Origin of the sequence: Catellatospora sp. NPDC049133 (genome assembly GCF_040648455.1) — a bacterium.
Classification (GTDB): Bacteria; Actinomycetota; Actinomycetes; order Mycobacteriales; family Micromonosporaceae; genus Catellatospora; species Catellatospora aurea.
On the sequence record NZ_JBEZDT010000058.1, the window covers coordinates 1 to 13942 of the forward strand.

The window sequence follows — 13942 nt, forward strand, 5'->3', positions numbered from 1 at the left end:
GGTTCCCGGTGGTGGCCCGCGGCACCCGGCGGGTGCTGGGCTTCGTGCACATCAAGGACGTGATCGGGACCCTTTAAGAGTTGGTCCAGAAGGAAGGGGCGCGAGGCGTCAGCTGAGGCGGACCCAGGCGTTTTGGCGGACGATGAAGGGGGCCAGGGCGTCGGCTTCGAGGCCGCCGTGGGAGATGGGCTGGAAGGCGTAGGCGCCGCTGACGCCCTCGATCGGGCCGCCTTCGAGGCGGCCGCGCAGGCGCTGCGGGTCGGTGCTGACGGCACGCCGCGCGGCGGTGGCCATCAGCGTCAGCGCGTCCGCGCCGTACGGGGCGAATCCGGTGAACGAGCCGTACTGCTGGATGTAGCGGTAGATGAACGTGCGCTGGGCCCGTCCGGAGGGCGTGGTGGCCACCGTGGGGGCCCCGGCGAGCACGGCGGGGTGCACGACGTAGGCACCCTCCATCGCGCGCCTGTTGGGGCCGTTGAGGGTCTCGTCCGCGCCCGCGCCGGCGTCGAGGAACACCTTGCCGGTGTAGCCGGCGGAGCGCAGCGCGGCGACCGCGGCGGCGCTCACCGGAGCCTGCGCCCAGACGATGACAGCTTCGGCGTCCGCGTCGGCGATCCGTGCGGCGGCGCTGCCGTAGGCCCGGCCGGACCGGGGCAGGCGGACCGTGTCGACGATCTCGTGCCCGCTGGCGAGCATGGCCCGGGGGAGCGCGCGCACACCGGCGTCGCCGTGCCCGTCCGTGGTCGCCAGCACGGCGACCTTCTCCAGGCCGAGCTTGCGGATCTCGCGGCCCATGACGGCGGCGACGTCCGAGGCGTTCGGGCCGAGCTGGTAGACGAACTTGCGGTTGGGCAGCGGCACCGTCATGTCGTCGCCGCTGTTGAGGCAGAGGAACGGCACCTTGCCCGGCTCGGCCACCGAGATGATCGCGCGGGCCGTCTCGACGGTCGCGCCGCCGATGATCGCGCTGACCCGGTCCTGCTCGATGAGGTCCTTGGCGTGCTGCATCGCGGTCGCCGCGGTGCCGCCGTTGTCCTTGACGACCAGCCGGATGTAGAGGCGGCCCTCGCCGTACGGGATGCCGACCGAGTTGATCTCGTCAGCGCCGACCTTCAGGGCCTGCTCCTGCAGCTTGCCGAAGGTCGACCCGGTGCCGGTGAGTTCCAGGTTGACGCCGAGCACGAGTTCCCCGGTGGCGCCGGCCGCGGTCGCGTCGGGCTCGGAGCAGGCGGCCAGCAGCGCTCCGGCGGCCAGTCCGAGTCCGCCGGTGAGGGCGCTGCGTCGGGTCAGTCCACCTGTGGCGCTGTTCATGACGTGCCTTTCCGTGGTGCAGGGGTGCGTGGACAGTGGCGTGAGCCACTGCCGCACACGTATCGTGCTGGCCCGTCGGCGCGAAGGTCAAGCTCAGCGGCTATGGCCAGAAACACACCATGACGCTGCGTGACCGTCGCGGCCCGAACCGTCGCCGTATACGGCGAAGATCGCCGTATACGGCGAAGATCGCCGTTTCCGGTCGGAACCCGCGGTCGGACCGCAGATCCTGCCCCGAAAGGGCGATCTTCGCCGGGCTACCGGATCAGCGGTAGTTGGCCGCGCGGTAGTTGTAGTCGTCGCGGTCGTCGCGGGAGTCCTGCTCGCGGGTGAAGTCCCAGCCGTTGGCCGACTCGCGGCCCGGACGGCCGCCGACGGCGAAGCCGCCCTGGCCGGGGCCGCCCCCGAGTTCCTGGTTGCCGCGCCGCCAGCCACGGAAGTAGTTGCTGGTGTGCGCGGCGATGCCGGCGGCGTCGCGCACTATGCGCAGCGGGCGCTCCTCGCGCTCCGGCGTGGAACCGGGCACCAGGTTGGCCTGCGGGACACGGCGCGGCAGACCAGCCGTGGTGTCGACGCCGACCTGCGGCCGCGCGGCCTGCTCGGCGGCGCGCCAGCCGCTGTCCATCGTCGAGTTCCAGGTGGTCTCGGTGTCGCTGCTCGGTCCGCTGAACCAGGCCGAGGAGACCGACGCGAAGATCAGCAGGTCGTCGTCCTCGCCGGCGGCCGGGCTGGAGGCCCGCTCGGTGCGGCGCGGCTTGGGGCGTGCCCCGGTCAGCGCGCTGTCGTCGACCAGGCGCAGCGGGGGCTCGTCGCGACCGCCGCGGCCGTTGCGCCGGGCGGGCTCGTCCACCACGCGCAGCGCCGGGGACTCGGGCAGCACCAGGTCGTCGTCGAGCCACGGCGGCGTGATCCGCCCGTCGGCGGGCCGTGCGGGCTCCTCCGGCTCGGGGTTCAGCGGCCAGTTGGCGCGCGAACCGGCCGGGGCCGCAGGCGGCTGCGGCGGCATGCCCAGCGGGTCGGCCGGCATCCGGGTGATGTCGCTCGGCACGTCGGTCGCCGACGGCCCGTTGTAGCGCGGCCGCTCCCCGGTGTCGCGCGGGTTGTCCTGCTGGAAACCGCTGCGGGCCCGCTCGGCCAGCTCGTTGGCGAGCCGCTCGGCGGCCGACGGCTGGTAGCCGCGCGGGGCGCGGTCGTCGTCGCGGGACGGCGGCTGGTAACCACCGCGCGGGGCGCGGTCGTTGACCGGCTCGGCGGGCGGCTGGTAGCCGCCCCGGGGGGCCCGCTCGTTCGGCAGGTCAGCGGGCTGCTGGTAGCCCCGCGGCGCGTCGTTCGGGGTTTCGGCGTGCTGCTGGTATCCCCGGGGAGCCTCGTTCGGCGGCTCGGCGTGCTGCTGGTAGCCGCGCGGCGCACTGTCGGGCAGGTCGGCGGCGTGCTGCTGGTAGCCCAGGTGCCCCTGCTCCAGCGTCTCGTCGGGCAGGTCGGCCGACGGGGCCTGGTTGAACCCGCGCGCGGCGCGCTCGCTGCTGATGGCGGCGTTGGTCAGGGTCGGCACGAACGGCTTGTTCGCGTCGGCCGGCGCTCGCGAGGTGCGCTGAGCCGGGATCGGCGTCTGGCGCGACGGGATCGGGGTGGGCGCCTGCCGGGTGGGTGCGACAGGGGCCTCCTGGCGCGCCGCAGCGGGCGTGGCGACGATAGGGGTACCCGTGATCGGGGTCGGCTCGAAACCGGGCGGCACGGGCGGCATGGAGGGCGCCCACGCGGGTCGCTCCACGGGCGGCGGGGCCAGCGGGGTGGCTGACACCGGCTCGGGCGCGGTCGGCGGCGCCTGCACGGGGCGCGGCTGCGCCGGCGGGGCGGTGACGGCGGTCGGCTGCACGCGGCGGCGGGCCCCGGTGGCGGCGGCCATCGCGGGCGGCGCGGAGGTGACCGCGACCCCGGTCCGCCGGACGGCGGGCTGGGCGGCCGCGGCGGCCGGCAGCGGGGCCATCCGGTCGGCGAGGGTGTCGATGAGGGCCAGGCCGGCGGCGTCGAACGAGCGCACGGCGGCCACGCTGTGCCGCACCGACTCGGCCACGGCGGCGGTCAGCTGCTTGCCGACGCCGCTGCGGCGGGTCTCGGCGATGGCGACGCGCAGCGCGGTGACCGCCTCCAGCGCGGTCCCGCTGTCGCAGACGCCGTCGGCGACGAGCCGGGCGGCGACGGTCTCGGCGGTCGAGCCGTTGTCACGGTTGCGGGAGCCCGACTGGCCGACCAGCATGCCCGGCTCGGGCAGCGCCTCCAGCACGGCCAGGGCGACCGGAGCGGCGGGATCGGGGTACGCGCGCAGGGCGGCCGGGTACAGCTCGCGCAGCACCTCACGCAGGGCCACCGCGGCGGCGTGCCGGCCGACGGCCAGCGCCGCGTGCCCGGCGAGCACCGGCTTGAAGGCGACGAACTCGCGGGGGGCGGGACCGACCACTGCGGACAGCACACCGGCCTGCAGGGCGCGGGCGAGCCCGACGGCACGGCGCTCGTCAGGGGAGGAGTTGACCTCGTCGAGGGACTCGTCGTCGGCGAACCGGTCGGCGAAGTCGTCGGCGGACTCATCGTCGGTGTAAGCGATCGCCCGGCCGGACGCGGCGAGCAGCGAGATGACCTGCTGGTCGTCGCTGTCCGCGGCCACCATGACCATCGCCGAGCCGCCGAACCTCTCCGCCAGCAGCGACGTCACCAGCGCGTAGCCGGTCGGATCGTCGTTGATGACGCAGAACTCCAGCAGCCTGCCGGAGTCGTCGACAACGGCGACGGTCAGCCGGTTCAGGGCCGCCGCAAGGTTGTCCCCCGCGTCGACCTCCGGAGCTGTCGACGCGATACCGCAGTACACCCGCACGAGCGCCACGGACTCGTCCTCCTCCCGGACCCCTCGTGTGCCAAAGACTGATGTTCCCTGGTTAGGGGTCAGTCGCGCCAGTCCACAGCGCCAGAGATCTTGCCAATAATCGAGCGCCAGCCGATGGATGCCTGCTCTGCCCCGATTTTCTTCAGCTTGCGCTTCGCGAAGAAAGCACCGAGTCCGCCCTCTTCCGAGGCGCGCAGCGCCTCGTCGAGGTCGTCGAGCGGGGAGCCGGGGGAGAGCGCCACCATGACGGGCTTGAGGCGAAGAGCGTAGCTCACGTCCCTGGCGAACTCCCCAGCGCGCAGGACCAGCTCGGCATCCCAGGCGTCCGGGCCGCCGCGCAGGTTCTCCACGACCAGGTCCAGTTCGTACGCGTCGTCCTCGCCCGCGACCACGTCGGTGGCCTTGACCGACTTGGCCAGCTTCGACCAGCCTTCGAGCTGCTTGAGGTCGTGCGGGGCACTGGAGCGGACGAAGTCGGCCAGGCCCTTGGCCGACAGGAACAGCAGCAGGCGGCCCTTGTGCGAGAGGAACATGGGCACCTCCTCGTCGGAGACGGCCTCCTCGTCCTCGTCCTCGTCCGCTTCCTCGTCGGCGGCCTCCTCGGCCTCGACGACGCGCTCGGCGACCTCGTCCTCGGCGGGACCGGCGGCGACCTCGTCGAGGGCCTCCTTGGTCCACTCGAACTCCGGCAGCTCCTCGTCGTCAGCGACGCCGAGGGGGCGGCCGGTGCGGCCGGAGAAGATCGCGTCGTCGTCCTCGCGGTCGGCGATGTCGGTCGGGGTCAGCTCGCTCGCGGGCCGGTACGCCCGCAGCGTCAGTCCGACCTTGCCGCCTGGCAGGGCCACCTCGACCGGCGAGACCTGGTACTCGTCCCAGAGCGTGCTTGCCACTGCTGACCTCCGCCGTTCAGCTGCCGACCTCTGCCGGGTCGGTGACTCTCCGCACACCCTAGTGGTTCGGGTCAGCCCCCGTGCGCCCGCACCCAACCCTGCGTTCCGCGCTCCTTCACGCGCCCGCCGTCCAGCACCACGACCTCGTCGAACGCGTCCAGACCGGTCAGCCGGTGGGTCACCAGCACCACCGAGCGGTCCCCGCGGTGCGCCAGCACGGCCGCGAGCACCGCGTCGGCCTGCGCCGGGTCGAGGCCCTCGGTCGGCTCGTCGAGCAGCAGCACCTGCGGATCGGCCAGCACCGCGCGGGCCAGCGCGAGCCGCTGCCGCTGGCCGCCGGACAGCTCCGCGCCGTCCTCGCCGACCCGCACGTCCAGCCCGTGCTCGGCCACCCAGTCGCCCAGCCCGGCGGTCCGGCAGGCGGCGAGCAGGTCCCCGTCGGTCGCGTCCGGGCGGGCCAGCAGCAGGTTGTCGCGGACCGAGGCGTGGAACAGGTGCGCGTCGGCCAGCAGCCCGGTCACTGCTGCAGGCCAGCGTTCCCGGTCGAACGACGCGATGGGCGTGCCGCTGTCCGCCGCCCCGCCGGTGCCCGGCAGGCCCGCGGCGGTTCGGGCGGCGCCCGGTTCGGCCGTCGCGCTGCCGGTGTCCGGCGAGATCGCACCGGTGAGCAGGGCGAGCAGGGTGCTCTTGCCCGCACCGGACGGGCCGACGACGGCGACCCGGCGGCCGGGCGGCAGGTCGAGGTCGATGTCGTGCAGCGCCGGTGCGGCGTCGGGCCGGTAGCGCACGCCCGCGCCGCGCAGCCGCAGGTGTACGGATCCGTCCGGAACCGGCAGCCCGCCGGACGCGCCCCCCACGGGCTCGCCCAGCAGTTCGGCGACCCGGTGCAGGCTGCCCTGGATCTCGGCACCCTTGCGGGCGGCAGCCAGCAGCGACAGCGCCAATTCCCCGGCGGCCAGGGTGGCCACGGCGAGCACCGCGAGCCACACTCCCGGCAGGCCGCGGGACAGCCCGGTGGCCATCACCGCCATCGCGGTCACCCCGCCGAGCGCGGTCGCCGCGGCGTCCACCGCGAACGAGCGCCGGGCCAGGGCGCGCTCCACCCGGGCCAGCTCCCCGGCGTGCGCCGCGCCGCGGGCCTCGTACCCGGGGCGGGCGCCGAAGGCGGCGAGGTCGGCCGCGCCGTGCACCAGGTCCACGGTGTCCACCGCGTACGCGGCGCGCAGCGGGGCGAGCCGGGCCGCCCCGTGCCGGGCCAGCCGGGCGGCCAGCAGCGGCAGCGCCCCGCCGGTGACCAGCAGGCCGGCCAGCAGCACCAGGGCGACGGCGGGATCGGCGAGCAGGGCCGTGCCGACCGCGGCGACGGCGACCAGGCCCGCGGCCGCCATCGGCAGCAGCACCCGGATCACCAGATCCTGCACCGCGTCGACGTCGGAGACCATCCGGCTGAGCGCGTCGGCACGGCGGGCCGGGGGCCGGTCGACGAGGGCAGCGAAGATGCGGGCGCGCACCTCGGTGACCATGCGCAGCACGGCGTCGTGGCTCGCCAGGCGCTCCACGTACCGCAGCACGCCGCGGCCGATGGCCAGCGCCCGGACCAGCACGATCGCGATCGACAGCGTGATCAGCGGGGGCTGCCCGGCGGCCGTCGCCAGCAGCCACGTCGCCGCGGCCATCAACCCCAGGCCGGCCGCCTCGGTCCCGGCCGCCAGCAACCCGGCACCGACGAACCGCCACCGCAGCGGGTACGCGAACGCGAGCACCCGCCGCATCGCGGAGGCGCTCCGCCCAGCCGGCGTCGACACGGCGGCCGGCACGTTCGCGTTCAGCACGGCGGTCATGCGGTCACCAGTTCGTGGAGGGTGCCCTGGTCGATCCGGACCACGCGGGTCGCGGCGGCGAGCAGTGCGGGGCGGTGCGCGACCAGCAGGGCGGTGCGGCCCTCGACCAGGGACAGGGTGGATTCGACGACCGCCTGCTCGCTGGCGGCGTCGAGCCGGGCGGTCGGCTCGTCGAGCAGCAGTAGGGGCGCGTCGCGCAGGAAGGCACGGGCGAGCGCGAGCCGCTGGCGTTCGCCGCTGGACAGGCCGTGGCCGCGCTCGCCGAGCACCGTGTCCAGGCCCTGCGGCAGGGCGTCGACCACCGGGCCGAGCGCCGCGGCGCGGGCGGCCCGCGCGATGCGCTCCCGGGGGGCGTCGGGCGCGCCGAGGGCGATGTTCGCGGCGAGCGAGTCGGCGAACAGGTGGGCCCGCTGCGGCACCCAGCCGAGCTGCCGCCGCCAGCCGTCGAGGTCGAGTTCGGCGAGGTCCGCGCCGTCCACCAGGACCCGGCCCGAGGTCGGCACGGTGAAGCCGAGCAGCAGGTTGAGCAGGGTGCTCTTGCCGCCGCCGCTCGGGCCGACCAGGGCGATGCGCTCGCCGGGGCGGATGGTGAGGTCGACGTCGCGCAGCGCGATGGTGCGCTCGTACGCGACGGTCACCCCCCGCAGCTCGATCACGCCGGGGCGCGGCGCGGTGCGCGTGCCCCCCGCGGTGTCGCCGTCGGCGGCGGCGAGCAGGGTGAACGCCTGGTCCAGCGCGGTCAGGCCCTCCATGCTCGCGTGGAACTTGGTGCCCGCGGCGCGCAGCGGGGCGTACGCCTCCGGGGTCAGCAGCAGCACGGTGAACGCGGCGGCCAGCGTCATCCCGCCGCCCAGCAGCCGCAGGCCGACCGGCACCGCCACCAGCGCTACCGAGATCGTGCCGACCAGCTCCAGCACCAGCGCGGACAGGAAGGCGATGCGCAGCGTGCGCATGGTCGCCGTGCGGTGCCGGTCGGCCATCTCCCGCACCGCGCCGACCTGCGCGCGGGCCCGGCCGAACGCCTTCAGCGTGGGCAGCCCGGACAGCATGTCCAGGAAGTGCCCGCCGAGCATCCGCAGCCGCCGCCACTGCCGTTCGGTGGCGTTGCGGGTCTGCCAGCCGACCAGGATGCCGAAGATCGGGATGAGCGGCAGGGTGACCAGCACGATCACCGCCGAGGCGAGGTCGGTGAAGGCGAGGGTGGCCAGCACCCCGATCGGCACGGTCACCCCCAGCACGAGCTGCGGCAGGTATCCGGTGAAGTAGCCGTCCAGCGCGTCCAGCCCCCGGCCGGTGAGCGTGGCCAGCTCGCCCGCCCGCTGCCCGGCCAGCCAGCCCGGCCCGCGCCGGCCGACCGCGGCGAGCAGGTCGGCGCGCAGGTGTGCCTTGCTCGTGGCCGCCATACGCGCGGCGACCACGCCCAGGCCGCTGGTGAGCGCGGCCCGGGCGGTCAGCGCCAGCAGGAAGACGGTGATCGCGCCGGGATCGAGGCGCAGGTCCACCGCGGCGGCCAGCGCTCGGGCGAGCGCGACGGCCGCGGTCACGACGGCGACGGCGACGGCCGCCCCGAGCACCGCCAGCAGGACCACGTCACGCCGGGTGGACGGGACCTGCCGGAGCAGACGGGGATCGAACGGGCGCGCCACGCTGTCCATCGTGCCCGATGGCGTGGGTCACTGCCCCGCAGGCCCGGCCACCGTGACGCTCTCGGCGAACCGGATCAGGTCCGCCTCGCTGAGACCGGCTTCGTTCGGCTCCACCCACAGCACCCGTTGCTCGTCCAGCCGGATCCACAGGGCCGTCGGCGGCCGGGCCGGGTCGTCCCGCTGCACCCGGGCCGGACGCCCGCCGACCAGCAGGGAGCTCTCCGGGCCGACCATGCTCGTGTCGGTGCCGACGTGCACGCAGATACCCACCGGATCATCCGGGCGCAGCCGGGGCTCCCGGCTCAGGCACAGGTGCTGCGCGCCCAGGCTGTTCACCTCGAACCCGGGGGGCGCCAGCGAGTAGGTGATCCGCGGCGTGGCGGTGACCTTGCCGAGCCGCAGTTCGCGGGCTACCCGCTCCACCTCCGCCACGGTCAGCAGCCCGCCGAAGCTCTGCACGGTCACCCAGCGGCCGTCCCGCCGCCAGGTCAGGCCGACCGCCGGCGCGTCCTCCAGCGTTCCGGTGCGCAGGGTCGCGTTGACCCCGTTCACCTGGACGGTGCGCGTCTGCGCGGCCTCCCAGTCCCAGTCATACGGCGTCGTCCCGGCGTAGAGGATCACGTATCCCGGGCGGCCGAGGCTCTTCAGGCCGGTCATGTCCAGCGCGATGGTCACCTCCAACGGACCGACTTTGGCCGGCATCCAGCCCGGTTCGTACGGGAACGACGGCAGCTCGCCACCCGACCCCACCGGCACCAGCACCGACGGGGCGGCGGCCGACGGCGACGGGCTCGCCGACGGCGTCGGGGTGGGTGTGGTCACCGGCGGCGGTTCCGTGCCCCGCCAGCCGGGCACCAGCATGATCAGCGCGACGATCACGGCGGCCGCCGCCGCCAGCCCGGCCTGCCGCCGCCGCTGCCCGCCGACCGCCCGCCGCCGCACCGACTCGACCGGCACCGCGGGGAAGGCCCGCTCGCCCGCCGGCACGGGTGCCGGATTGGCCAGCCGGGTCCGCAGCGCGGCCAGCCCGCGGTGCGCGTGCACCCGCACGGTGGCGGGCGAGCAGTCCATCAGCTCGGCGATGCGCACGTCGTCGAGGTCCTCGAAGAAGCGCAGCACCAGCACCGTGCGCTGGCGGCGGGGCAGTGTGCCCAGCAGCGCCCACAGCTCGTCGCGCACCGCGTGCCGCTGCACGAAGTCGTCGTCGCCCGCGGCGTCGGGGGGCGTCTCCAGCGGACGCTCCCGGTGCGACAGCCGTCGCCACCAGGAGGAGTGCGCCCACACCACTGCCTTGCGCAGGTAGGCGTCCGGGTTGTCCGCCTCGATGCGGTCCCAGCGGTGGTACGCCTTGGCCAGCACCTCCTGCACCAGGTCCTCGGCGAGGTGCCGGTCGCGGCAGAGCAGGTAGGCGAAGCCGACCAGCGGCCCGGAACGGGCGCGGACATAATCCTCGAACTCCGGGTGCACGGGGGTCTCCTCAGCCGGTGAGCGGTGGTCTCACGGCTAAGACGTCCCGGCCCGGCGGCGGTGTTTACCGGTGCGGCCGGAAAGACGGGTTCACGTGGCGGGAGCGGCGGCCGGAGTGGCAGAGGCCGGCGTTCCGCAGGGTCCGCTGCGCATCGACGCGTCGGACAGGATGCCATGCCAGTCCATCCACAGGGCCCGGCTGCCACGCCGTTCCCAGTACTCCTGCCAGATGACGCCGTCGATGCCCTCGCCGACCCACGCGTTGGGAATGGTCGACGTCGTGGCGGTGCCGCTCAGCATGAAGGCGAGCCAGCCGCATGTCTCGCGATCGGGCGGCAGCGCCGGCGAGGGCAGTCGCAACGAGGGCTTCGCCGCGGTCATCGTGTAGGTGGTCGCGCGGTAACGCACCAGCTTCTGCGCCGCGGCGCTCCAGTGGTAGGTGACCATGACCATGCTGACTTTGACCCCGGGGCAGTTGCGCAGGACGTCAGGCTCGATCTCCCACCGGTCGTTGTCGGTGCTCCAGAAGAACAGCGAGTTCTTGCAGCCCGTCGCGGTGCCGCCGGGCCCGGAACCGGCGGCCTGCGGGCTCGGGCTCGTGCTCGTGGACGGGCTCGCGGTCGGCGGGGCGGACATGCTCGGCGCGGACTCGAGGCTCGGTGAGGCGCTCGGCGAGGGGTTCGCGGGCGGCGGCGGTGTGGCACGCCAGCCGGGCAGCCACAGCGCCAGAGCCGCGCAGACGGCTGCGGTCAACGTGGTGGCCACGGCACGTCGGCGACGGCGGCCGGTCACCGTCCGCTGCACCTGATCGACGCCAGGCGGCACGGTCCGGTCGTACGAAGCGCTGCGGAAGCCGGTGAACGCCTCGCCCAAGGAGTCGGTGTCAGGCATGGTTCACCTCCTGCTCGTCGAGCCCCAACTGGACGCCGAGCGTGGTGCGGGCGCGGTGGAGCCAGGATTTGACGGTGCCCTCGGCCGCGCCCATGAACTCCGCCACGTCCCGGACCGGCAGGTCGGCGAGGTAGTGCAACACGACCGCCTGCCGCTGCTGGGGCGGCAGTTGTGCGAGCGCGTGGGCGAGGTCGATCCGGTTGCCGTTCGGTCCGGCCAGCGGTTCGGCCGCCAGGTCCCGGTGGAAGTTGAGGAAGCGCCGAGTGCGCCGCCAACGGCTGATCGCCATGTTCCACGCGACCCGGCGCACCCAGGCGGCCGGGTCGTCGTAGCCCGAGATCTTCCCCCAGTGGCTGTAGGCGCGGCAGAACGCCTCCTGCACCATGTCCTGGGCTTCGGCGTGATCCCCGGTGTACGCATGCAGCTGTGCGGTCAGCGGACGGAACGTCGCGGCGTAGAACTCCGCAAAGTCATCTGATGGCGGCACAGGCTGGCTCCGGTCGGCGACAACGGTCGCGAGAGTAGATCATGTATGCGGGGGACCGCAGTTCGGCGGCCCCCCGCCCCCCGTACGTGATGGTCTAGAAGAGGCTTTGCAGAGGTCCGGGGGTCACCGTCGCCGGGCCGGCTGCGGTGAGGCCGGTGATCCCGTAGGCGGTCACCTTGCCGTCCTGCCGCACCGCCCAGAGGTCGGGCGAACCATCACCGGTGAAGTCGGCCGCCACCAGCGCGGCCAGGTCGACGCCGGTGTTCCAGGAGACGGCGACCTCGTAAGCGGTGTGGGTGATCGAGCCGGTGCCGTCCTGGTGGTCGGTGACGCGGATGTCCTTCCACAGCACCAGCCGGCCGCTGGCGCGGTGCCACAGGTACATCGCCGTGCCGAGGCTGCCGTCGGCGGTCGGCTGCTGCGCGGTGGCGATGGTCCAGTCCTGCCAGGCCATGTCGTCGGCCGGCGTCTTCGTGGTGAGCGCGAGCTGCGGTCCCACGGCGACGGCGTAACTGCCGACGTAGTAGTGCAGGTGGTATCCGTTCGCCGGGCTGCCGACCGTGGCGATCAGATCGTCGGTGTTGTAGCCGTCGACGTCGGCGCCGGCGGCGTTGTACGCGTTGGCGAGCTGGAGCGGGTTGTCGCCATTGAGGTCCGAGAGGTAGCCGCTGTAGAGGTTGCGCTGCCCGATCCGAGTGTCGAGCACCGAGCCGTCGCCACTGCCACCGATCAGTGCGCCGCCTCCGGCGTTGAAGCCGCCGGTGTGGTAGCCGAGCACGTCGGAGAACCCGGTGTGCAGGAAGCTGCCGGTGACGAGTGTCGCGCCGTCGGAGGTCTCCGGGCCGCCGTAGCCGAGGCCGTACGCGCCGACATTGGTGGCCGGCGTCTTGAGCTGCCCGGGGAAGGCCGCCGGATTGCGCAGCGTAGCCTGCCAGATGCCGGTGGGCCGGCCGTTGCCGCCGGCCAGCAACAGGTCGGGCAGCATGTCCCCGTTGACGTCCTTGTCCTGTGCGGGGGTGCGGGTCACCGCGGCCATGATGTCGTACGTGGCCCCGCTCTGCGTGCCGTCGGCGGCGATCGCCGATACCCGCAGCACGTTGACCCGGCGTCCGGTGAACGCCAGGGTGATCGTGGCCTTGCCGCCGGTCGCCTTCACAGTGCGGACCTGGCCGTTGAGGTCGTAACTGAACCGTACGGGCGCCTCGCCGTCGGCACCGCGCTGGAAGGTGAAGCTCACCAGGCGTCCCACCGGGTAGTCGCCGTAGAAGCTGCGGGTCACGGTCGGCACCGCGACGACCGTCGCGGCCTGTGCACCGGTGGGTGAGACGGCGATCGCGGCGACGAGCGCGGCGGACGTAACCCAGGGCAGCACCCGGCGGACGGTATGGCGGAGGTTCATGGTCTCCCTCGTGGGGTCGGCACCAGACAGGACTGCTGGTGCGGTCTCCGACGGAGCCGGTGATCTGATCTGCTCCGTCACCAACCACACGCCGCCGTGACCGGCGGGTTGCAGCGAAACCGGGGAAATTTCGGGTTCAGGCGAGGCGGGACAGCAGAGCGTCGCGGATTGCCGGTCGGCTGCCGAATACCAGCAGGAACGCTGCCTCACGCAGCAGCCGTTGGGCGTGGTCGGTGCGCAGCACGGCGCGTGCGCCGGTGTGCACGGCCAGTTGCGCCGTCGCCCGCAGGGCCAGGTCAGAGGCGGCCGCACGGGCGGCCGGGACCGCGGCCGCATCCGCTGCCAGCAATGCCGCGCGGGCCGCGGCCAGTTCGGCGTCGAGCGGGGTCGGGCCGAGCAGGCGGCAGCACCGGTTCACCACGCCGAGCGCGAGGAAGCCGTTCAGCGCCGAGCCGCTCGCGTCCGATGACGACCATTTCTCGTACGCCCGCACGTCGGCGAGCCGGTCCGCGGACACGAAATGGCCGTCGAAGCGCACGTCCACGGTCCGGCTCGCCTGCACCGCGACCAGCTCCAGCGCCGTGGTGGCCAGGGTCGGCGCGTCGGCCGCGTCGACGAACAGGAAGTGCACGTCGTCGTGCTCGTCGCGGGCGGCGGTGTACAGGGTGTCGATCATGTTCCAGCCGGTGACCCACGGCACCGCCCCGTCGAGCAGGTAACCGCCGTCGACGGCGCGCACCCGCATCGGCGCGGTGCGGCTGCGCAGCCCGGCCAGCGCGATGCCGGCTCGGCGTACCCCCTTGGTCAGGGGTTCCAGCCAGGTCTCGCGGATGCCGGGCCGGTCGCTGTGCGCCGCGGCCAGCACCGGGCCGTGGTGCTGCAGCCAGACGAACGCGGTGGTCAGGCAGCCACTCGCGAAGGTCTCCACCAGCGCTGCCGCCAGCGGGAAGTCCATGCCGGACCCGTCGGCCGGCGCGGCGACGCCGTAGAAGCCCTCGGCGGCCAGCAGGTCCAGTTGGGACGCGGGGATGCGGTCGGCGGCGTCCACCGCGAGGGCAGCCGGGAACAGCACCTCGTCGGCGATCTCCGCGGCCCGCGCCCGCAGCCTGCTCGCCTCACCCATGCGGCACCT

10 protein-coding genes are annotated in these 13942 nt (G+C 74.1%); all 10 read right to left on the minus strand.

Annotated features, from left to right (window positions below):
- Positions 1–108: 108 nt before the first annotated feature.
- The 10 genes from AB0B35_RS39525 to AB0B35_RS39570 all read right to left on the minus strand — a co-directional run bounded on the left by AB0B35_RS39525 (position 109) and on the right by AB0B35_RS39570 (position 13933).
- Positions 109–1311 (minus strand): ABC transporter substrate-binding protein, encoded by a 1203-nt coding sequence (locus tag AB0B35_RS39525; RefSeq protein ID WP_361056275.1) that lies wholly within the window; start codon positions 1309–1311, stop codon positions 109–111.
- A 265-nt stretch (positions 1312–1576) separates the two neighbouring features.
- A complete protein-coding gene (locus AB0B35_RS39530; RefSeq protein ID WP_361056278.1) occupies positions 1577–4189 on the minus strand; it encodes a transposase in 2613 nt (870 codons plus the stop codon).
- Positions 4190–4248: 59 nt separating this feature from the next.
- Positions 4249–5079 carry a DNA primase gene (locus AB0B35_RS39535; RefSeq protein ID WP_361056280.1) on the minus strand — a complete coding sequence of 277 codons (831 nt, stop codon included), beginning with the start codon at positions 5077–5079 and terminating at the stop codon, positions 4249–4251.
- A 71-nt stretch (positions 5080–5150) separates the two neighbouring features.
- Positions 5151–6920, minus strand: a complete 1770-nt coding sequence (gene cydC, locus AB0B35_RS39540; protein WP_361056283.1) for a thiol reductant ABC exporter subunit CydC — start codon at positions 6918–6920, stop codon at positions 5151–5153.
- Positions 6917–8575: a thiol reductant ABC exporter subunit CydD gene (cydD, locus tag AB0B35_RS39545; RefSeq protein WP_361056286.1), complete on the minus strand. Its 1659-nt coding sequence runs from the start codon at positions 8573–8575 to the stop codon at positions 6917–6919. The genes cydC and cydD overlap by 4 nt, the downstream gene beginning before the upstream one ends.
- An 18-nt stretch (positions 8576–8593) precedes the next feature.
- Positions 8594–10033: a SigE family RNA polymerase sigma factor gene (locus tag AB0B35_RS39550; protein ID WP_361056289.1), complete on the minus strand. Its 1440-nt coding sequence runs from the start codon at positions 10031–10033 to the stop codon at positions 8594–8596.
- Positions 10034–10123: 90 nt separating this feature from the next.
- On the minus strand, positions 10124–10924 hold the full coding sequence (locus AB0B35_RS39555) for a hypothetical protein (protein WP_361056292.1): 801 nt from the start codon (positions 10922–10924) through the stop codon (positions 10124–10126).
- Positions 10917–11411 (minus strand): SigE family RNA polymerase sigma factor, encoded by a 495-nt coding sequence (locus AB0B35_RS39560; RefSeq protein ID WP_361056295.1) that lies wholly within the window; start codon positions 11409–11411, stop codon positions 10917–10919. The genes AB0B35_RS39555 and AB0B35_RS39560 overlap by 8 nt, the downstream gene beginning before the upstream one ends.
- 94 nt (positions 11412–11505) lie before the next feature.
- The gene (locus tag AB0B35_RS39565) at positions 11506–12810 is read right to left on the minus strand and encodes a hypothetical protein (RefSeq protein ID WP_361056298.1); all 1305 of its coding nucleotides are present in this window, start codon (positions 12808–12810) and stop codon (positions 11506–11508) included.
- Positions 12811–12946: 136 nt separating this feature from the next.
- The gene (locus AB0B35_RS39570) at positions 12947–13933 is read right to left on the minus strand and encodes an acyl-CoA dehydrogenase family protein (protein WP_361056301.1); all 987 of its coding nucleotides are present in this window, start codon (positions 13931–13933) and stop codon (positions 12947–12949) included.
- Positions 13934–13942 lie beyond the last annotated feature (9 nt).

Coding starts and splice junctions, on each gene's coding strand:
- AB0B35_RS39525 (WP_361056275.1), bottom strand. CDS start 1,311: ATGAACAGCGCCACAGGTGGACTGACCCGACGCAGCGCCCTCACCGGC.
- cydC (WP_361056283.1), bottom strand. CDS start 6,920: ATGACCGCCGTGCTGAACGCGAACGTGCCGGCCGCCGTGTCGACGCCG.
- cydD (WP_361056286.1), bottom strand. CDS start 8,575: ATGGACAGCGTGGCGCGCCCGTTCGATCCCCGTCTGCTCCGGCAGGTC.
- AB0B35_RS39555 (WP_361056292.1), bottom strand. CDS start 10,924: ATGCCTGACACCGACTCCTTGGGCGAGGCGTTCACCGGCTTCCGCAGC.
- AB0B35_RS39565 (WP_361056298.1), bottom strand. CDS start 12,810: ATGAACCTCCGCCATACCGTCCGCCGGGTGCTGCCCTGGGTTACGTCC.
- AB0B35_RS39570 (WP_361056301.1), bottom strand. CDS start 13,933: ATGGGTGAGGCGAGCAGGCTGCGGGCGCGGGCCGCGGAGATCGCCGAC.